General features: G+C 63.8%; 18 protein-coding genes. 6 read left to right on the top strand and 12 right to left on the bottom strand.

What is annotated here, in order from left to right; all coding sequences use genetic code 11:
- Window positions 1–31: 31 nt before the first annotated feature.
- The 4 genes from ABD654_RS01340 to ABD654_RS01325 form a co-directional block, all read right to left on the bottom strand.
- Window positions 32–3127: a molybdopterin dinucleotide binding domain-containing protein gene (locus tag ABD654_RS01340; protein WP_344701526.1), complete on the bottom strand. Its 3096-nt coding sequence runs from the start codon at window positions 3125–3127 to the stop codon at window positions 32–34.
- On the bottom strand, window positions 3120–4307 hold the full coding sequence (nrfD, locus tag ABD654_RS01335; protein ID WP_344701525.1) for an NrfD/PsrC family molybdoenzyme membrane anchor subunit: 1188 nt from the start codon (window positions 4305–4307) through the stop codon (window positions 3120–3122). Before nrfD ends, ABD654_RS01340 begins: the two co-directional genes overlap by 8 nt.
- On the bottom strand, window positions 4291–5067 hold the full coding sequence (gene dsrO / locus ABD654_RS01330; protein ID WP_344701524.1) for a sulfate reduction electron transfer complex DsrMKJOP subunit DsrO: 777 nt from the start codon (window positions 5065–5067) through the stop codon (window positions 4291–4293). The genes nrfD and dsrO overlap by 17 nt, the downstream gene beginning before the upstream one ends.
- A gap of 343 nt (window positions 5068–5410) precedes the next feature.
- Complete coding sequence (locus ABD654_RS01325) at window positions 5411–5692, bottom strand: hypothetical protein (protein WP_344701523.1); 282 nt, start codon at window positions 5690–5692, stop codon at window positions 5411–5413.
- 203 nt (window positions 5693–5895) lie between these two features.
- Between ABD654_RS01325 and purE the strand changes: the two genes are divergently transcribed.
- Together purE and ABD654_RS01315 are read left to right on the top strand one after the other, a co-directional pair.
- Window positions 5896–6402, top strand: a complete 507-nt coding sequence (purE, locus tag ABD654_RS01320; RefSeq protein WP_344701522.1) for a 5-(carboxyamino)imidazole ribonucleotide mutase — start codon at window positions 5896–5898, stop codon at window positions 6400–6402.
- A 50-nt stretch (window positions 6403–6452) separates the two neighbouring features.
- Window positions 6453–7568 carry a 5-(carboxyamino)imidazole ribonucleotide synthase gene (locus tag ABD654_RS01315; RefSeq protein ID WP_344701520.1) on the top strand — a complete coding sequence of 372 codons (1116 nt, stop codon included), beginning with the start codon at window positions 6453–6455 and terminating at the stop codon, window positions 7566–7568.
- An 18-nt stretch (window positions 7569–7586) separates the two neighbouring features.
- Here ABD654_RS01315 and ABD654_RS01310 read toward each other — a convergent pair whose 3' ends face one another.
- The 5 genes from ABD654_RS01310 to ABD654_RS01290 form a co-directional block, all read right to left on the bottom strand.
- The gene (locus tag ABD654_RS01310) at window positions 7587–8357 is read right to left on the bottom strand and encodes a transporter substrate-binding domain-containing protein (protein WP_344701518.1); all 771 of its coding nucleotides are present in this window, start codon (window positions 8355–8357) and stop codon (window positions 7587–7589) included.
- 109 nt (window positions 8358–8466) lie between these two features.
- On the bottom strand, window positions 8467–9195 hold the full coding sequence (locus ABD654_RS01305; protein WP_344701516.1) for an ABC transporter permease: 729 nt from the start codon (window positions 9193–9195) through the stop codon (window positions 8467–8469).
- Window positions 9195–9899 (bottom strand): ABC transporter permease, encoded by a 705-nt coding sequence (locus ABD654_RS01300; protein WP_344701514.1) that lies wholly within the window; start codon window positions 9897–9899, stop codon window positions 9195–9197. The genes ABD654_RS01305 and ABD654_RS01300 overlap by 1 nt, the downstream gene beginning before the upstream one ends.
- A 15-nt stretch (window positions 9900–9914) precedes the next feature.
- Window positions 9915–10685 (bottom strand): ABC transporter ATP-binding protein, encoded by a 771-nt coding sequence (locus ABD654_RS01295; RefSeq protein WP_344701512.1) that lies wholly within the window; start codon window positions 10683–10685, stop codon window positions 9915–9917.
- A 131-nt stretch (window positions 10686–10816) separates the two neighbouring features.
- Window positions 10817–11812 (bottom strand): succinylglutamate desuccinylase, encoded by a 996-nt coding sequence (locus tag ABD654_RS01290; protein ID WP_344701510.1) that lies wholly within the window; start codon window positions 11810–11812, stop codon window positions 10817–10819.
- Between the two features lie 174 nt (window positions 11813–11986).
- Between ABD654_RS01290 and ABD654_RS01285 the strand changes: the two genes are divergently transcribed.
- On the top strand, window positions 11987–13456 hold the full coding sequence (locus ABD654_RS01285; protein WP_344701508.1) for an alanine/glycine:cation symporter family protein: 1470 nt from the start codon (window positions 11987–11989) through the stop codon (window positions 13454–13456).
- A gap of 24 nt (window positions 13457–13480) precedes the next feature.
- On the top strand, window positions 13481–13801 hold the full coding sequence (locus tag ABD654_RS01280; protein WP_344701506.1) for an MGMT family protein: 321 nt from the start codon (window positions 13481–13483) through the stop codon (window positions 13799–13801).
- On the opposite strand, the gene ABD654_RS01275 is transcribed toward ABD654_RS01280, so the two are convergent.
- From ABD654_RS01275 to ABD654_RS01265, 3 genes are all read right to left on the bottom strand, one after another.
- A complete protein-coding gene (locus ABD654_RS01275; protein ID WP_344701504.1) occupies window positions 13798–15384 on the bottom strand; it encodes a GNAT family N-acetyltransferase in 1587 nt (528 codons plus the stop codon). The two genes, ABD654_RS01280 and ABD654_RS01275, sit on opposite strands and share 4 nt — an antisense overlap.
- Before the next feature lie 176 nt (window positions 15385–15560).
- Window positions 15561–15887 carry a hypothetical protein gene (locus ABD654_RS01270; protein WP_344701502.1) on the bottom strand — a complete coding sequence of 109 codons (327 nt, stop codon included), beginning with the start codon at window positions 15885–15887 and terminating at the stop codon, window positions 15561–15563.
- Between the two features lie 364 nt (window positions 15888–16251).
- Window positions 16252–16566, bottom strand: a complete 315-nt coding sequence (locus ABD654_RS01265; RefSeq protein WP_344701500.1) for a high-potential iron-sulfur protein — start codon at window positions 16564–16566, stop codon at window positions 16252–16254.
- A gap of 180 nt (window positions 16567–16746) precedes the next feature.
- On the opposite strand from ABD654_RS01265, the gene ABD654_RS01260 reads away from it, so the two are divergent.
- Together ABD654_RS01260 and ABD654_RS01255 are read left to right on the top strand one after the other, a co-directional pair.
- Window positions 16747–17022, top strand: a complete 276-nt coding sequence (locus ABD654_RS01260) for an Lrp/AsnC family transcriptional regulator (protein ID WP_344701498.1) — start codon at window positions 16747–16749, stop codon at window positions 17020–17022.
- Window positions 17023–17045: 23 nt separating this feature from the next.
- Window positions 17046–17903: a DNA/RNA non-specific endonuclease gene (locus tag ABD654_RS01255; protein WP_344701496.1), complete on the top strand. Its 858-nt coding sequence runs from the start codon at window positions 17046–17048 to the stop codon at window positions 17901–17903.
- Window positions 17904–17929: the final 26 nt, after the last annotated feature.

Genomic DNA, 17929 nt, shown 5'->3' with positions numbered 1-17929 from the left:
CTCGGGCGTCAGTCCCGCGCTGGCGCCCGATTCAACCCTCCACGCGGCTGATCCGAACGGGCAGCCCCTGGCGCACGGCGGCGCCGCTGACGCCTTCCAACCAGGTGCCCGCCACCTCGCGGGTGGGATCGGCAAAGCCCAGATCGTTGATGTTGATGCCGGCGCCGATCCACGGGTTGCCGGAGAACGCCTGGCCGTCGATCTCGTGCTGGCTGGCGCCCAGCTCGGTATGGCCGAAGCTGTGCTCGATGCCCAGCGCGCCTTTCATCACGCCGTCGCTGACCAGCGCCAGCGCCTTGACGGCCCGCCCAGGGCTTTCGATGCGCACGGTATCGCCGTGGGCAATGCCGTGACGCGCGGCGTCGTCGGCGTGCAGCAGCACCGGGTTGTACGGCTTGATCATGCGCAGCCGCTCAAGGCCGATGGCATAGGAGTTCATCACGTTGGACTTGTAGGAAAACGCCAGCAGCGGCCATTCATCCTGCGGGTACACCTCGCGCATGGGCGTGCCGTCGGCCATGTTCGCCGCCTGCAGGCAGGGCGTGCCGGACAGACGCTTGCCGGTCTGGCTGTCGACGGTGGTGCCCACCTGGGGGTTGTACACGCACAGCGCCCGGGACCAGGCGTGGGCGAGCTTTTTACCGTCGCCGAAGGCGTCTTCGTGGTCTTCAAAGCGCCCGCCCCGGGCGTACAGATAGGCCACTCGGCCGCGCTCTTCCGCCGGCAGGGTGCGCGTGAGCTTGGGCAATAGCGGTTCGATGCCGCTGTGCATTACGTCGCTTTTGTCCGCTTCGGGCAGCGGTTCACCCATGTAGGCGATGTTGGCCGCCGCGCGCAGAAAGAAGTCCTCGGCGCGGTTTAATGGATAGAGCTTGCCGTCGGCGCCGGGAATGGCGTCGTCGCCGAAGCCCGGCAGCCCCAGCCGCTTGGCCGTCGCGATGAAAAAGCTTTCCATGCTGATGGGCTCGCCGTCCTCGGTCTTGTCCTGGCGCGGCTCGACAATCGGCCAGCAGGCCGTGGTCATTTTGGTCAGGGTGCCGCTCCAGGCGCCGGTAAAGCCCCAGACTTCATACATCACCGAGTCCGGCACAATGTAGTCGGCAAAGCGGTTGGTTTCGTTGATAAAGCCGTCTACCGCCACGTAAAGCCCGAGGTGTTTGGGGTCCTTGAGCTTGTCGATAATGGTGTCGTGCAGCCCGGCCTGGCCGTACAGCGGGTTGGCCATGCAGCCGATCACCGCCTTGATGGGGTAGGGGTAGCCGTCCAGCGCTGATGCCAGCTGCTCGGTGAGAATCGGCGGGGCGAGCGGGCGCCAGGGGGCCTTGGCCGGGTAGGGGTTCTCGCCGGCGTCGATCTTGCGCTGGTACTCCGAGGTGTCCTCGTAGGCAAAGCGCGTGCGCGAGACAAACACGCCCTTGGGGCCGCGCTTGCCGGGGAAGTCGGCGAGATCGTAGCGCGGGCCGCTGCCGGTGCCGTTGAACTTGCCGCCGCCGAGCGCGGCACCGCCCTGGCGGTTGAAGCTGCCGGCGAGCAGGTTGAGCATCATCAGCCCGTAGGCGCCGTAAAAGCCGGTGGCCGACATCATGCCGCCGTGGGTATCCACCACGGCGTCGCGGCCGTAGGCGGCGAAGCGCTCGGCGATGTGCTTGATCACCCGGGCCTCGATGCCGCAGTGCTCGGCGTACTCTTCCAGGCTGTGCTCGTTGGCGGTATCGCGCAGTTTTACCAGGCTGCTTTTGACGCTGACGGTGCCGTCTGTCGTTTCAACCTCGCGCTCAACAAACAGCTCGGCCTTGCGCACCTCGCGGCTGGGCTTCAGTTCGCCCTCGGGATTCACGACCATCACGTCGTCGGCGTTGCTGCCGGCCTCCACGCCGTCTTCAAGGTCCGAGCGGCGCAGAAAGTGGCCAAAGCGCGGATGGTCTGCGTTTTCGATGACCAGGTGGGTGGCGTTGGTGTGGCCGTTTTCACCCGCGGCGTCCACCGCTTCGGGGCTGGGCATGGCCAGGTAGTCGGCGGCGTAGGCTTCGTGCTCGATGAGCCACTGGATCATCGCCATGGCGAAGGCGGTGTCGCTTGCCGGGCGAATGGGCACCCAGCGGCTGCGCTCGCCGGCGGCGTGAGAGGCGCTGGCGTTAAGCCCGGGGTCGATGACCACGTAGTCCAGGTTGCCGGTAGCGCGTGCCTCGGCCAGCAGCCGCCCCTGGCGTTTGAAGGGGTTGCCCGCCTGGCTGGGAGCGGTGCCGATAAACAGCGCGAATTTCGCCCGGGTATAGTCGGGCTTGACGTGGGCAAACTTGGCCATGTCGTCGAGCAGCGCACCGGAGCCCATGCGAAACGCGAGCCCGCAGTAGGAGCCGTGGTGGCCGTAGTTGCGGGTGCCGAAGGCGTTAAAGCCGAAGCGCTTCAAGATCGCCGAGCGGCCGTAGTCGGTGGCCTCCATCATCAGCAGCTGGTTGGCCTTGGGGCCGTACTCGGGATTGTCGGCGTCGACCGGCTCATCGTGGTTGTGAATCGTGCGCAGGCCGTCAACGTGGCCTTCGCCGAACAGGTCGCCGCCTTCGCAGATTTCCTCGATGAGCTTTTCAAAGGAGATGCGCTCCCAGCGCCGCTCGCCGCGCCCGCCTGCGCGCTTTAAGCAGTGGGTGACGCGGTGGGGGCTGGTGATCTGGCCGATCATGGCGTTGCCCCGGGCGCAGGCGGTGGAGCGGCCGGCCAGGCCCTGCTCGTCATGGCCGCTTACGTGCTTGAGCGCATCAACGACCGGGGTGCGCATGGGCAGGTGCGGCTCGCTGGAGAGCGGATGGTAGGGGTTGCCCACGGTGCGCAGCACTTCGTCGGTGTTGCTGTCCACGCGTACCCGCACGCCGCACTTGGTGGTGCAGCCGTAGCACACGGTAAAGGGCATGCGCTGATCGGGGTTCAAGGTCAGCTCGCCGGAGTCCTGATCGACGGTATACTCCGGCGCCAGGGCGTTGCCGTAGATGTTGTGTTCGGGCTTTTCCCCGGCGCTGCCGGAGACGCCCTTGGCCATCTTGGTCAGCGGGCCGGAGTAGCCGGCAACGAAAGCCGCAGCGCCGCCGGTGGCAGCGGCGCCCTTGAGCAGGCGACGACGTGAATTATCCATGGCGGACTCCTTGCGAAGCGGGAGAAACGGGCGACGCGGCAGAGGCAAAAGCGCCGGCGGCAGGCGCGTCGCGCTGCGGGTCGAAAGAGGCCTGGCGCCAGGGCACGAACAGCTCAATGACCAGCAGGGCGGTGAGCCAAAGGCCGAAAATGCCGATGATGCCGGTCAGCCCGTACGAACCGAAGGCGACGTGGTAGTCGTGAAAGCCGGCGCTGTTGCGGGCCACGGTCTGCACGTTCATCAGCACCACCCAGCGGAACATCCACGCCACGTGCAGGGCGAGCAGGCCCAGCACCCAGCCGAACAGCCGGCGGCGCGCGTGGCCGCGGCGTGCGACAAAGGCCAGCACGGCCAGCAATACGCCGGCGGTGATGCCCTCAACGGCGGTGGCGCGCCAGGCCGGGCTCTGGTCGACGGAGTCCAGCGCGGCGGCCACCGAGCCGGACACCGCATTGGCGCCGTCAAGAAACCAGGTGAGTGCGATAAAGCCCGCAGCGATGCAAGCGCCGACCAGAATCGCCAGCATCTGGCGGTTGGTGTCGGGGCTGCGCATGCCGGACATTCGGTTGAGCAGCAAAATCAGTCCGCAGACGCCGATGACGCCGGTGGCGACAAACATCGGCGGCAGCCAAGCGGTGTGCCACAGCGGCCGGCCCTTGACGATGGCCACTTCGGCGCCGGTGTAGAGCATCATGCCCATTGAGGTGGCAAGGGCGGCGAGCCCGACCAGCACCATGACTTTGCGCGAAGCCTGCCAGTCGCCCCAGGCGATCCAGCCGGCAATGCGCGAAAACCAGCCGTCATTCGACCGGGCGCGAGATTTCAGCGCCGGGCGCCAGGCAAGCCAGGCCAAAAGCACCGTGGCGACCAAGTGCAGCGGGAGCAAAAAGCTGCCGATGGACATCCACGACCAGGGCGTGGGGTGAGCGTAAAAGTGCCAGAAGCGCAGCGGCTGGTGCAGATCGGCGAGAAGCGCCACCGGCGCGACCAGCGTGGTGGATACGCAGGCAAGCAGTGCCAGCCGCGAAGTGGCCAGCCAGTGCTGCTTGCCCAGAATGATCCCCGGCGCGGCGACCCAGAGACTGGTGTAGGAAAGCGCAATCAAAAAGAAGTACTGCACCGCCCAGGGGTACCAGGCAATGCCGTAGCGCGGCACGACCACTTCAGTGACCAAACTCATAGTCCAGCTCCTTGCCCGCTTCGTTGATAACGTCCCAGATGCCGGGTTTGGCTTCCGGGCGGTGGGTAAAGCGCTCGTCCATGCCAAGGTAGAAGACCTGGGGGTGAGTGCCTTTCTCCGGCTGCAGCACCATCAGCTCGTCGCGGTGTTCGGCCATCATGCGGCTGATCTGGCTTTCAGGGTCGCGCATATCGCCGATGATCCGCGCCCCGCCCACGCAGGATTCCACGCAGGCGGGCAAAAGCCCGGCCTCCAGGCGGTGGGCGCAGAAGGTGCACTTGTCCGCGGTCTGGGTTTTTTCGTTGATAAAACGGGCGTCATAAGGGCAGGCGTTAACGCAGTAGGCGCAGCCCACGCAGCGGTCGCTGTCCACCACGACGATGCCGTCTCGGCGCTGGTAGGTGGCCTGTACCGGGCAGACCGGCACGCAGGGCGGGTTTTCGCAGTGGTTGCAAAGTCTTGGGAGCATGAAGGTGGCAAGCTGGCCGGTGCTTTCCTGCTCGACCTCAAACTGTGAGACAACGGTGCGAAAGTTGCCCAGCGGGGCATCGTTTTCAATATGACACGAAACGGTACAGGCCTGGCAGCCGATGCACTGGCGCAGATCAATGAGCATTCCGTAGCGTTTTTCCGGGTCGCCCTCTCGGCGCGGCGGCTGATCGTTGATGCCGGCGCTGGCGACGCTTGATAGCGGCACCATGGCCGCACCGGCGCTTAGGCGCGCCAGCTGGCCGAGAAGGGAGCGGCGTATGGGATCCATGGCGCCTCCTTGGTAGGGCAGCGCAGCGGCTGCGATGAATCGTCGGGACAGATTCATTGTACCCTGCGCCCTGACAGGAAAAGTTGATGCCCATCAAGGGGTTATAGGCCGTTTTTTAATGCTGCCTTAATCCTGTTGAGACAACTGCTTGTTTATTCGCCTATTTATGAGAACGGGTGTGCCGGCGAAGGGCGAGGACGGCGTGCCGGGGAATTATCGGTATGGGTGTGCCGGCAAAAAAAGGCAGGGCTATAAAAAAACCGGCCCTGACAGGGCCGGTTTTCGCGATGCGAACAGCTGCTTTCTGGCCGTTTGCATCGTGCGGTGTCTCAGTGAGCCGAAATCACTGCAGCGGCGTTTCCGGCTCCAGCGTACGGTGCAGGACATTAAGCTCGTCGGCGTTTAAGTGCTCAAGCTTGCCGGCCAGCAGGTCGCTTACCTTTTGCACGGGCAGCCCGGCGCGGCGCGCGATATCGCGGCTGCCAAGCTCGGATATGGCCATTAGCCGAGTAATGATGCGCATCAGGCGCGTGCGTTTTTCCAAATCCCTGACGTCAAAATCGTCAGGGCCGGTTCGCGGAGGTTCGGTCAGTTCTGCATGCGCAGAGGAGCGTGCCGTGCTCATGGGTCTCCATCGGTGGGAAATGGCAACATCAACAATGCCGATAAGCGCACGGGTTTTCAATGCCCGCCGCGTTAAAATTTCCCGCCGCGACAATGTCCGCCGGCAAGGCGGTACTGGTAAACTCTGTGGCTTCTTTTCAGGGCTGCTGATTCGGCGGTCTGTTTTCATTTTTGTCAGTGCAAGTCCAGCCAGGGAGCAAAGCAATGGCGTCAGCAAGCCCACCCGTTGTTGGAGTTATCATGGGGTCGCAGTCGGACTGGTCGATCATGGAGCATACCGTTGCCATGCTCGAACGGCTGGGCGTGGCCTATGAGACCCGGATCGTTTCGGCCCACCGCACGCCGGATCTTTTGTTTGACTATGCCAAGGGCGCGGCCGATCGCGGGATTCAGGTAATCGTTGCCGGGGCCGGCGGGGCGGCGCACTTACCGGGCATGGTGGCCGCACAAACGCCGCTGCCGGTGTTTGGCGTGCCGGTGGAATCCAAAGCGCTCAAGGGGCTGGACTCGCTTTTGTCCATCGCCCAGATGCCCGGCGGCGTGGCCGTGGGGACGCTTGCCATCGGCAAGGCCGGCGCTACCAATGCGGGCCTGCTGGCCGCCCAGGTGGTAGGGCTTAGCGATGCCCAGGTGCGCGCCAACGTCGAGGCGTTCCGCGCCGAGCAGACCCGGACCGTGCTCGATCACCCCGATCCGCGCGCCGGCGCCTGAGCGGGCGCCCGCCATCCGCCGCTACTGGCAAACCACCCCGGAGATGTGAAATGAACATTGGCATACTCGGCGCCGGCCAGCTCGGGCAGATGCTCGCCCTTGCCGGCTATCCGCTGGGCAACCGCTTTACCTTTCTCGATACCACCGGCGGCCACAGCGCGGCCATCGGCGATATCATCAGCGACCCGCAACATCAGCGTCTGGCCGAGTTTCTTGAACGGGTCGACGTGGTGACCTATGAATTTGAACACCTGCCCGTCGCGCTGATCCGCGAGATTGAGGCGCACCGGCCGGTGTATCCGAGCAGCCGCGCCATTGCCGTGTGCCAGAACCGGGTGGAGGAAAAGGCGCTGTTTGACCGGCTGGCGATTCCCACGCCGGAATATCGCGTGGTGGAAAGCGCCGAGGCCCTTGAGCATGCAGCGCGGGCGCTTGGCTGCCCGGTGGTGGCGAAGTCCACCACCGAAGGCTACGACGGCAAGGGCCAGGCGGTGCTCAAAGCGCCGGAAGATGCCCAAAGCGCCTGGGCCGCTATCGGCCATTCGCAGCTTGTTGTCGAAGCGTTCGTCGATTTTGTGCGCGAGGTCTCGATTATCGCCGTGCGCGGCCGGGACGGCGAAGTGCGCTTTTATCCCATGGCGGAAAATCAGCACGTGGACGGCATTCTGCGCTACTCCGTGGCGCCGCTGCCGGATCTTGACGATGCCGTACAACACACCGCCGACGGCTATATCCGCGCGCTGCTCGACGAGCTGGACTACGTGGGCGTGCTGGCCCTTGAGCTGTTTCAGACCCGGGACGGCCGGCTTTTGGCCAACGAGATGGCGCCTCGGGTGCACAACTCCGGCCACTGGACCCAAAACGGCGCGGTGACCGGCCAGTTCGAAAATCACCTGCGCGCGGTGCAGGGCTTGCCCCTTGGCGATACCGCCGCCCGGGGCGTGACCTGCATGGCCAACGTGATCGGGCGCGAACCGGCCAGCGCCGAGGTGCTGGGCCAGCCGGGCGCGCATCTGCACCGCTACGGCAAGGCCGAGCGCGCAGGTCGCAAGCTTGGGCATATCAACGTCGTCGCCCCGGACCACGCGGCCCTGCAGACGCGCCTCGATGCCGTGGCCGCGCTGCTGCCGGGCGCGCCGGCCCCGGCGTTCAGCTTCGTTTCCTGACGCTACCCGGCGTTGGCGTTATTGGGCGTCATCAAAGTAGCGCGCCTTGATCTTGTCGTAGGTGCCGTTGTCTTTGAGCGTTTCCAGCGCCTGGTTGAACTGCTCGGCCAGGTCGCGATCGCGCTGGCGAAACGCAATGCCGAAGCCGTCGCCGAAATACTGCTTGGGCTCGGTGATCATCTCACCGACGACCTGGTAATCGCGGCTGTCGCTTTCCAACAGCGTTGACTGGCCTACCGGGTAGTCGAGAAACACGATGTCCAGCCGCTCGGCTTCCATGTCCAGCACCATATCGTCGGCGGTGGAGTAGCGGTTGATGTCGGCCACGTCGCCGTACATGTCGGTGGCGTAGTTGTCCTGCAGTGTGCCGCGCTGTACGCCGATGGTCATGCCGTCAAGCGATGCGTCGGTGGCCTCGTCCAGCTCGGTGGTGGACGGGGCAAACCAGGCCGAGGGCGGGGTGAAATACGGCTCGGAGAACAGCACTTTTTCGCGGCGTTTGTCGTTGATGGTCATCGACGACATGATGGCGTCGTATTTGCGCGCCATGAGGCCGGGAACGATGCCGTCCCAGCTTTGCACGACCCACTCGCACTGCTTTTTCATCTCGGCACAAAGGGCGTTGCCCAGCTCGATGTCAAAGCCGGTGAGCTCGCCGTCCGGCGTGCGGTATTCCATGGGCTCGTAGGGTACGTCCACGCCGATGCGGAGCTGATCGTCGTTGCGTGCCTGGGCGGCGGTGGCGGCCACGGCAAGGCTCAAAAGGGAAAAGGTCAGCAGTTTTTTCATTGTAAGTATCTCCTCGCTAAGGGGATGCACCGCCAAGCGGCGATCAGTCTCAACGTACCTTTGCCGGGGTGTCGGGGCAAAGTTTTTTTGCTGCCGGAAAGGGGCGCGCCTAGGTAGCCGGGCCCAGGTGGGCCAGCAGGCGCTTTTCCAGAAAGCGGAAAAAGTAAAGAATGGCAAACGTCAGGCACAGATAGATCGCCGCGACGAACAAAAAGGCATCGAAAGGCGCATAGAAGCGGGCATAGACAAAACGGGCCGCGCCGGTCAGATCCATCAGCGTCACGACGCTTGCAATGGCGCTGGCGTGGAGCATAAAGATCACCTCGTTGCCGTAGGCCGGCAGCGCGCGGCGAAAGGCGCTGGGCAGCACGATGCGCCGCAGCGTCAGCATGGGCGACATGCCGTAGGCCCGGGCGGCCTCGACCTCGCCCTTGGAGGTGGCCTTGATCGCGCCGCGGAAAATTTCGGTGGTGTAGGCGGCGGTGTTCAGGGTAAAGGCCACCAGCGCGGGCACGAAGGGGTCTTTGATCAGCGGCCACAGCCAGGACTGCTGCACGCCTTCCACGAACACCACGCCGTAGTAGATCAGGTACAGCTGCACCAGCAGGGGCGTGCCGCGAAACACATAGGTGTAGGCAAAAATCGGCCATTTGATCCAGCGCCGCCCGGAGCAGCGGCCCACGGCCAGCGGCACGGCCAGCAAAAGCCCAAGGAGCAGCGAGAGAAACACCAGCTGTACGGTGGTGGCCAGCCCGTCGCCGTAGTAGGCAAGGGTCTGTAGCGTGAAGATGCTGTTGTCGGCGAGCAGCGCCTCCAGCCGGTCAACGAGTGCCTGCATTAGTCCCCCTCCCCGTAGCCGATGCTGTAGCGTTTTTGCAGCCGGGCGAAAATCCATTCCGAGACGCTGGCGATCAGCAGATACGCCACGGCGACGACCATCATGAAGGTGAACGGCTCGCGGGTGGCCTTGGACGCCTCGGCGGCAATGCGCACCATGTCGGACAGGCCGATCACCGAGACCAGCGCGGTGGTCTTGAGCAGCACCATCCAGTTATTCGAAAGCCCCGGCAGGGCGTGGCGCATCATCTGCGGAAAGCGAATGCGCCAGAACACCAGCCGCGGGCTCATGCCGTAGGCCTTGCCGGCTTCGATCTGGCCCTGCTCCACGGCCATGAAGGCGCCGCGGAAGGTTTCGCCCATGTAGGCGCCGAAAATCAGCCCGATGGTGACCACCCCGGCGACGAAGGCGTCGATATTGATGAAAATATCCACGTCAAAGGTGTAATAGAGCCAGTCGGTGAACGTGTTGACGCCGATCTGGCCGCCGAAGAACAAAAGCATCATCAGCACCAGATCGGGCACGCCGCGGATCAGCGTGGTGTAAAGCGTCGCTGCGCGGTGTGCCACCCGGCTTGGCGACATCTTGGCGCTGGCGGTCACCAGCCCCAGCACGATAGCCAGCGCAAGCGACAGCACGGCAAGTGATACGGTGACGCCGGCGCCTTCCAGCAGCCGGGGGCCGTAGCCCTGTAAATCCAGCATGGTGGCCTCCGGAGATCAGTACTTGGGCGCCAGAAACTGCTTGAGACGCGGCGACTGCGGGTTGCCGAGCACGTCGGCGGGCGCGCCGGCCTCTTCTACCAGCCCCTGGTGGAGATACATCACCCGGCTGGAAACGTCCCGGGCAAAGCCCATTTCGTGAGTCACCACCACCATGGTGCGGCCTTCGCGGGCCAGGTCGTGCATCACCTTGAGCACATCGCCGACAAGCTCCGGGTCCAGCGCCGAGGTGGGCTCGTCAAACAGCATGACGTCCGGGTCCATGGCCAGCGCCCGGGCAATGGCGCCGCGCTGCTGCTGGCCGCCGGAAATCTGTGTGGGGTAGGCGTTGGCGCGGTGGCTTAAGCCCACGCGTTCGAGCAGCGCTTCGGCGTGCTCAACGGCGTCTTTTTTTGACTTGCCCAGCACATGAATCGGCGCTTCGATGATGTTTTCCAGCACCGTCATATGCGCCCAGAGATTAAAGCCCTGAAACACCATGGAAAGCCGGGCGCGCATGCGCACCACCTGCTTCCAGTCGGCGGGCTCGCGGCCTTTGGCGGTGTTTTTAAAGCGGATGGGCTCACCGTGGACGATCAGCTCGCCGGCGTCGGGCTGCTCCAGCAGGTTCATGCAGCGCAAAAAGGTGCTTTTGCCCGAGCCAGAAGCGCCGATCAGGGTAATGACGTCGCCCTTGTGCGCTTCAAGCGATAGCCCTTTCAAAACATCAGTGTCGCCAAAGCGCTTGGTCACGTTGCGCACTTCAAGAGGCAGAGGAGTGGCGGCCATAGCAGGGGCTCCAGAACAGGGATTGCCGCGGCAACCGTTGCGTATCAATCAGAACAGGGCGTTAAAACGCTATGCCATAGTGCCGTATTTGGCGGGTAGCGTCGTGGTTGGCGCGCAAAAAAGCTGGTGATTTATTTGCCTGGAGCGCCGGGTGCCATCGTGCGCGCGGCCAGCAGCGCTGCCCGAGCGCCGATTTCCACCTGGGCGTTGGGAAAAACCACGTGCAGCGGCTCGCCGCTCACCCGGGTGTCGCCGCCCTGGCCGTCGTGGGCGATGCGCGTACCCGGGGCAAAGGCGGTAAAGTTGGGCGTGTCGTCGGCAAAGCACAGATGAAAGTCGTCGCTTTCGCGCCTGATTTCCTGCACGACGCGAAAAAAGGCCATGCGCTCGGTGCAAGCTTCAGCAGGTGTGCCGCCGCCGGCCAGCGTTTTCAGCAGAGCGAGCATGGGCGCCAGCGCGTCCAGGTCGTTGTGGCCGAAAGGTGCGACCTGACCCAGCTCCAGGGTGAAGGCCTCGGCAGCGTGGTAGTGGCGGCTGTAGTGAGAAAACGTCCAGCTATGGCGGTGCTGGCAGAGTGCTGCCTGCATGCCGGCGGCGGCGAGGCGCCGCCAGTGCGCCAGGCAGACAGGCGCGTTCGAAAACGGCGCCAGGGCAAAGCGCGGATAGCGGCTCTGGCGTATGGCGGTGTGCAGGTCGTAGTGCAGCGGGGGCAGCGCTGCGTGACGGGCATAAAAGGCGTCGACCTGAGCCATGAGCGCCCGGGCGCGGTCGGGCTCGTCGCCGGGCGTTGCCAGGCCGCGGTGAAAAAGCCGGTTGAGGTTGGTGTCGATATAGCGCACGCCGGCGCGCAGCGCGGGAATATTGCCAAGCATCACCAGCAGCGGCGCACCCGGGCGCAGCACGCCGGCCTCGATGGCGCAGAGCAGCTCGCCGATCAGCTCCACCGGCGCGGTTTCGTTGCCGTGGACGGCGGCGGAAAACACGCAGGCCCGGGCGTTGGCTGCCTGCTTTGCGGGTATGATTTCCACTACGCCCGGGGCGTGCAGCGTATAGCCGTACGCTGCCAGCACGCCTGAGCGCACCGGCGGCGTACCGTCCAGCGTTATGTCCAGCCATTGGTCGAGCATGGTTTTCCCCTGTGCCTAGGCACGTTTTTGTTGAATCGCGCTGAATTTTTTACTTAAAACTGTATTTATTGCTATTTTATGCCGGGCTCAAAAAGGGTAGACCGCATCATCGATGACGGCCAGTGCGGCATCGTGCTTGGGCCTTTCCCTATCATCCGCAAACGGAAAAACGCCATGGACAACACTTTTTTTGCTGCCTTCGCCGGGCTGGTGGATGCCGGCAACGGCCTTTTATGGGGCAGCGTGCTGATTTATCTGCTGCTGGGCGCGGGCCTTTATTTCACGGTCATGACCCGGGGTATCCAGCTACGCTATTTCGGCCACATGTTCAAGCTGCTGCGCCATTCCCGGGAGTCCGACGGCGGCATTTCTTCGTTTCAGGCGCTTTCCACCAGTTTGGCGGCGCGCGTGGGCACCGGCAACCTTGCCGGCGTGGCCGTGGCCATTTCGCTCGGCGGCCCCGGGGCGGTGTTCTGGATGTGGATGACGGCCATGGTGGGCATGGCGACCAGCTTTATCGAGTCGACCCTGGCCCAGGCGTTCAAGGTAGATCACGGCGACGGCACCTTTCGCGGCGGCCCGGCGCGCTATATCGAGCGCGGTCTGGGCCTGCGCTGGCTGGCCGTGGCGTTTTCCGTGTGCCTGATCATTGCCTTTGGCCTTGCGTTCAACAGCGTGCAGGCCAACTCCATTGCCCAGGCCATGGAGCAGGCCTTTGCCGTGCCCACCTGGGCCATCGGCGTGCTGCTGATCGCGGTGGTTACGCCGATTATCTTCGGCGGGCTGAAGTCCATCGCCCGGGTGGCGGAGCTGATCGTGCCGCTGATGGCGCTGCTGTATCTGCTTTTGGCGCTGGTCGTGGTCGCCACGAACGCCGCGGAGCTGCCCGGCGCCCTTGCCACGATTGTCAAAAGCGCGTTCGGCCTGGAGCAGGCCGCCGGCGGTGCGGTGGCCTATGCTGTGTCCCAGGCGATCATGAACGGTATTCAGCGCGGCCTGTTTTCCAACGAAGCGGGCATGGGCTCGGCACCCAACGCCGCGGCGACCGCTACCACCAAGCCCGACCATCCTGCCGCTCAGGGCTTTATTCAAATGCTCGGGGTGTTTCTCGATACGCTGGTAATCTGCACGGCGACGGCGGCGATTATTATTATGGCCGGGCCGGGGCTGCTGGCCGGTGACGAGGTTAACGGCATCCAGCTGACGCAGATGGCGCTTTCCAGCCACGTAGGCCAGTGGGGCGGCATGTTCGTTGCCGTGGCGATCCTGCTGTTTGCCTTCACCTCGGTGATTGCCAACTACTCCTACGGCGAGGCCAACGTGGAGTATCTGGCCGGCTGCCGTGCGCCGGTGGCGGTGCTGATCTATCGGCTGGCGGTGCTGGCCATGGTCATGGTGGGCTCGGTGGCAAGCCTGGGGCCGATCTGGAACTTTGCCGATTTATCCATGGGCATGATGGCGCTTATCAACCTGGTGGCTATTTTGCTGCTTTCGCCGGTGGCCTTTGCGCTGTTTCGCGACTACGAGCGCCAGCTCAAGGCCGGGGTGGAGCCGGTCTTTGACCCGGCGCAGTTCCCGGATTTGGCTCACAAGCTGGACGCGCAGGCCTGGCCGGCGCGCAAAGCGGGCCGCGAAACCCGATAGCGTTTTTCATCAACGGACGAAGCCATGGCCCGCCCTGAGCTGCTGGAGCAGATTCACACCGTAGTCGCGCAGATACCGCCGGGGCGGGTGACCACCTACGGCCGCGTGGCGCAGATGACCGAAGGCGCGACGGCGCGGATGGTGGGCACCGCCATGCGCAAGCTGCCCGCGGGCAGCGAGCTGCCCTGGCACCGGGTGGTGGCAGCCAGCCGGCGGCCGGCCGATCACGGCGGCGCCGATCGCCAGCGAGCACGGCTGGCTGACGAAGGCGTTGTATTTGATGCGGCGGGGCGTATCCCCGCGCATTTGCTGTGGCCCGATGCCGGCCCCGGGCCGGGCGGCTAGCCGTCGCGCCTTTTGTCCTGTTCCAGGTGGGCGCCGGACTTCCACGACCAGTCTCGCCAGCGCAGATCGAACAGGTCTTGCCGGCGATCCTTGAGGTTGGTCACCGAGCCTTCGGCGCGCACCACGGTCAGCCGGGTCAAATCCAGGTCAGAAAAGAAGATCATCTCGGTGTTGGGCGTGGTTTCTGCCAGCACCGCGTCGTGGGGAAAGGCGAAGTCTGACGGCGAGAATACCGCCGACTGGGCGTACTGGATGTCGAGATTTTCGATGGACGGCAGGTTGCCGACGCTGCCGCACAGCACCACGTAGCATTCGTTTTCGATCGCCCGGGCCTGGGCGCAGTGGCGCACCCGCAAATAGCCGTTTTTCGTGTCGGTCCAGAAGGGCACGAACAAAATATCCATGTCCTGGTCTGCCAGCAGCCGCGACAGCTCGGGAAACTCCACGTCATAGCAGATCAGAATGCCCACCCGCCCGGCATCGGTATGGAAGACGTGCAGCTCGTCGCCGCCCTCGATCACCCAGTCCCGGCGCTCCTGGGGCGTAATGTGCAGCTTCGCCTGGCGCTCGACGCTGCCGTCGCGATGAAACAGATAGGCGATATTGTAAAGCCGGTCGTCGTCGCCGATTTCAATCATGGAGCCGCCGACGATATTGATGTTGTAGGCCACCGCCATGCGCGAAAGCTCCGTTTTGAACGGCTCGGTAAAGCCGGCCAGAAAACGGATAGCGCCGATGGAATCCTGCTGCGCGGCGCGGTCCTGCAGCCCGATCAGCGGCGCGTTAAAAAGCTCCGGGAAAACGGCAAAGTCGCTTTGGTAGTCCGACAGCGCATCGACGAAATATTCGATCTGCTGCAGCGCGGCTTCCACCGAGGAAAACTCACGCATCTGCCACTGTACGGCCCCCACGCGCACCTGGGTGGGGCGGGTGTTGAGCACGCGCTCGGCGGGCTCGAAGAGGATGTTGTTCCATTCCAGCAAGGTGGCGTAGCCCCGGGACGGGGCATCTTCAGGCAGGTATTTGCGCAATAGCCGCTTGACCTGAAAATCGTTGGCCAGCTGAAACGACAAAATGGGGTCGTGCAGCTCTTTGCGCGCGACTTTTTCGATGTATTCGCTGGGGGCCAGATCCTCGGCATGCTCGTAATATCGGGGAATGCGTCCGCCGGCGAGAATGGCGCGCAGGTTAAGCGAGCGGCAAAGCTCCTTGCGCGCCTCGTACAGCCGGCGCCCCAGGCGGTAGCCGCGATAGTCCGGGTGGATGAGCACGTCCAGCCCGTACATGGCGTCGCCGTCGGGATTGTTGAGAACGGTCTCCCGGTGATCAATCAGGTCATCGTAGCGGTGAGGGTTGGAAAAGGCGTCGTAGTCGACCTGAACGGTCAGCGCCACTCCGACGATAACGCCGTCGTTTTCAATGGCGATCTGCCCGTCGGGAAAAGCCTGGATCAGCTTTTCGATCGTGCGCGCCGGCCAGGCGCCGCCGAGATCGTGATAGACGGCGTCCATCAGCGCTTTGAGCTGCGGATAGTCGGCGGGTGTCAGATTGCGCAAGTTCAGTTGCAGGTCTTCTAGCGACATGGCAAAACCCCGGATAAGAAAAGACGGCGCACTATACCGCGCATAGGGCAAGGCCGATAAGGCCGCAATGCAAAAACCCGGCACATGGCCGGGTTTAGCGCGTATGTTGTCAATGCGCCTCGGGCAGGCGCAGAGCCCGGCCTTGAAGCCTGGCCCTGCGCGGGCAGCCGCGAGCGTTATCCTTTGACGTTGGCGGAGTCGACGCCGTGATCATCTACCAGGCCGTCATCTTCCGGCAGTTTGCCGTCCGGCCCGTTTTCTGCGGAGGGAGCGTTGGCGCTGTTGGTGCTTTCCTGCTTGGTGACAACCGGATCGCCCGGATCGACTTCACCGGCTTGGCGCGTTTCGGCCTGTACGTCCGTGGGGTCGTTGGCGGAATCTGCCGCCTGGTCCGGATGTACGGCGTTTTCACCTTGCTGATCGGCGAGTGCCGTGCCGGAAACCAGGGTGAGAGCGCCGGCGATGGCGGCTGTCTGGATAACGTGTTTCATTGATAGCTTCATGCTCACCTCGTTTCGTAGGATGGAAAGCCTTGTAGGATACAAGGTGTTGTAGGATACAAGGTGTTGTAGGATGAAAAGTTGTGCAGGATAGAAGGCGTTGCCCGTTGCTCGCTGTTGTTTTTAGTTCTGCTCTCAGCATAGATGATACAGCGTATTTTTCAAATACAGCGTTTGATAAACCCTGCTATCCGCCGGCAGTGCGCCGCCGTACGGCGTGAGCCCGTGAAGATCCGTACGCATCGTCTCAGGCGTTATACGCTTGTTTGAAAACCGCACGACAAGAGCGTGATGGCACCGTATCCCGGACGTTGCCAACCGCCGCACCCGGGCTTGCCGCGACTGGCAGCGGCGCGTTACTTCAGGGTCAGCCGGCAGACGTCCACGACTGGCACCAGCCTCCGGAGGCTACGCTGTGCTGCGGGAAAAGCTGGCAGCCCTGGGTGTCAGCGGTGTAGAACATGCAGCTAGCGCAGGTCTGGCCGGGTTCGTAGGCCGGGTGATCGCTGGCGTTGCTGGCCTTTTCTACATAGTTGAGCGCCCGGGCGTTGCTGGAGGACGGGTCCAGCCGGGGCAGGGATTGCGCCTGCGCCGAGGGGGAGAGCAGCCCGGCGCCCAGCGGCAGGGCCGCCATGCCCAGCGTGCTTTGGCGTATAAAGCGGCGGCGGCTTTGATCAGCCATAAAAACCTCCTTGGGTTGTCAATGGGCGTAGTGCACGTCCGCATTCATGCTAGCGCAGCCGCTTGCCGGGTGCGACCCGCTGTGTGGCGCGGCGCTTGCTGCTATACTCGCCTGGCTGCCGGCAAGGCAGACAGCTGATTTGACACAGCGCTGCACCGAATACGTGCGCAGGGGGAGGTTATGCAAAACGCGGTAATTCTGATCAATACCCAGCAAGGCCAGGTCAAGCCCGTGGCTGAACGGCTGGCCGAGGTGGACGGCATCAGCGAAGTGTATTCGACCTGCGGGCGGTACGACCTGGTGGCCATTGCCCGTACCCGGGATTTTGAAAGCCTGGCCGAGCTGGTCACCGGCAAGCTCAACGCCGTAGAAGGCGTCAGCGATACGGAAACCCTCAACGCCATGCAGGTGCACTCGCGCCACGATCTGGAAAGCATGTTTTCTCTGGGCTGGTAGCGCCCCGATCACAGGAGCCTGATGTGGCCAAGCCGCTACGCTTTCGCCGATACGGACGTCGTTTGGGCATTACGCTGCTTTTCGCAGTGGCGATCACCGGGCTCTGGCAGTATCAGGAGCGCCAGTACCGCGACGACTATACCTGGATGGGCGTGCCCGGCTGGGATGAGCTGACGCCGACCAGCGTCCACCGCGTGCTGCGTAACGACGGCTATCTGGTGGGCTGGTCGGACGTGCGCATCGGTGCGCTGTGGGTAAGCTATCAGGTGCACGCCGTACGCGACCGCCGCATCGGCTCGCGCCCGGGCTTTACCAGAGACTGGCGTACGCTATGGCCGATTGCCCCGGACAGCTATTTCGGCAGCGGGTACGACCGGGGTCATCTGGCGCCCAACTACGCCATTGCCGCGGTACACGGCCGCGATGCCCAGGTCGACACCTTCCGCATGAGCAACATGCTGCCTCAGAAGCCGGCGCTCAATCGCCAGCTCTGGCAGCGCCTGGAAGAGGCGATCATGGATCATTTTGCCCCGCGCTTTACGCGTTTGCAGATCGTGACCGGGCCGGTGTATCCGCCGTCTTTTATGGAGAATGTCTTCAACCGCGTAGGGCTTGTCGAAGTGCCCGCGGCGTTTTACAAGATTATCGTCGCCCCGGACGCTGCCGACCCGAAAGCGCTGGCGTTTATCATGCCGCAAAACGTCAAGGGCAACGAGCCGCTGGACGACTACCTGGTCAGTATCGACGAAATCGAGGCGCGAACCGGGCTGGATTTTTTCCCCGACTTGCCCGTGGACATGGAAGACCGCCTGGAAGGGCAGACGCGAACCGAGGGCTGGGCGCTGGACGCGGTGGCAAACAAGCCCGGGCGTTTTCAGTAGCAGTCGCCCAACCAGAACAGACAAAA

This window comes from Halomonas cibimaris, assembly GCF_039537045.1.
GTDB classification, from domain to species: domain Bacteria; phylum Pseudomonadota; class Gammaproteobacteria; order Pseudomonadales; family Halomonadaceae; genus Vreelandella; species Vreelandella cibimaris.
This window is presented reverse-complemented; position numbering and strand designations above follow the sequence as displayed.

Coding starts and splice junctions, on each gene's coding strand:
- ABD654_RS01340 (WP_344701526.1), bottom strand. CDS start 3,127: ATGGATAATTCACGTCGTCGCCTGCTCAAGGGCGCCGCTGCCACCGGC.
- nrfD (WP_344701525.1), bottom strand. CDS start 4,307: ATGAGTTTGGTCACTGAAGTGGTCGTGCCGCGCTACGGCATTGCCTGG.
- dsrO (WP_344701524.1), bottom strand. CDS start 5,067: ATGGATCCCATACGCCGCTCCCTTCTCGGCCAGCTGGCGCGCCTAAGC.
- ABD654_RS01325 (WP_344701523.1), bottom strand. CDS start 5,692: ATGAGCACGGCACGCTCCTCTGCGCATGCAGAACTGACCGAACCTCCG.
- purE (WP_344701522.1), top strand. CDS start 5,896: ATGGCGTCAGCAAGCCCACCCGTTGTTGGAGTTATCATGGGGTCGCAG.
- ABD654_RS01315 (WP_344701520.1), top strand. CDS start 6,453: ATGAACATTGGCATACTCGGCGCCGGCCAGCTCGGGCAGATGCTCGCC.
- ABD654_RS01310 (WP_344701518.1), bottom strand. CDS start 8,357: ATGAAAAAACTGCTGACCTTTTCCCTTTTGAGCCTTGCCGTGGCCGCC.
- ABD654_RS01305 (WP_344701516.1), bottom strand. CDS start 9,195: ATGCAGGCACTCGTTGACCGGCTGGAGGCGCTGCTCGCCGACAACAGC.
- ABD654_RS01300 (WP_344701514.1), bottom strand. CDS start 9,899: ATGCTGGATTTACAGGGCTACGGCCCCCGGCTGCTGGAAGGCGCCGGC.
- ABD654_RS01295 (WP_344701512.1), bottom strand. CDS start 10,685: ATGGCCGCCACTCCTCTGCCTCTTGAAGTGCGCAACGTGACCAAGCGC.
- ABD654_RS01290 (WP_344701510.1), bottom strand. CDS start 11,812: ATGCTCGACCAATGGCTGGACATAACGCTGGACGGTACGCCGCCGGTG.
- ABD654_RS01285 (WP_344701508.1), top strand. CDS start 11,987: ATGGACAACACTTTTTTTGCTGCCTTCGCCGGGCTGGTGGATGCCGGC.
- ABD654_RS01280 (WP_344701506.1), top strand. CDS start 13,481: ATGGCCCGCCCTGAGCTGCTGGAGCAGATTCACACCGTAGTCGCGCAG.
- ABD654_RS01275 (WP_344701504.1), bottom strand. CDS start 15,384: ATGTCGCTAGAAGACCTGCAACTGAACTTGCGCAATCTGACACCCGCC.
- ABD654_RS01270 (WP_344701502.1), bottom strand. CDS start 15,887: ATGAAGCTATCAATGAAACACGTTATCCAGACAGCCGCCATCGCCGGC.
- ABD654_RS01265 (WP_344701500.1), bottom strand. CDS start 16,566: ATGGCTGATCAAAGCCGCCGCCGCTTTATACGCCAAAGCACGCTGGGC.
- ABD654_RS01260 (WP_344701498.1), top strand. CDS start 16,747: ATGCAAAACGCGGTAATTCTGATCAATACCCAGCAAGGCCAGGTCAAG.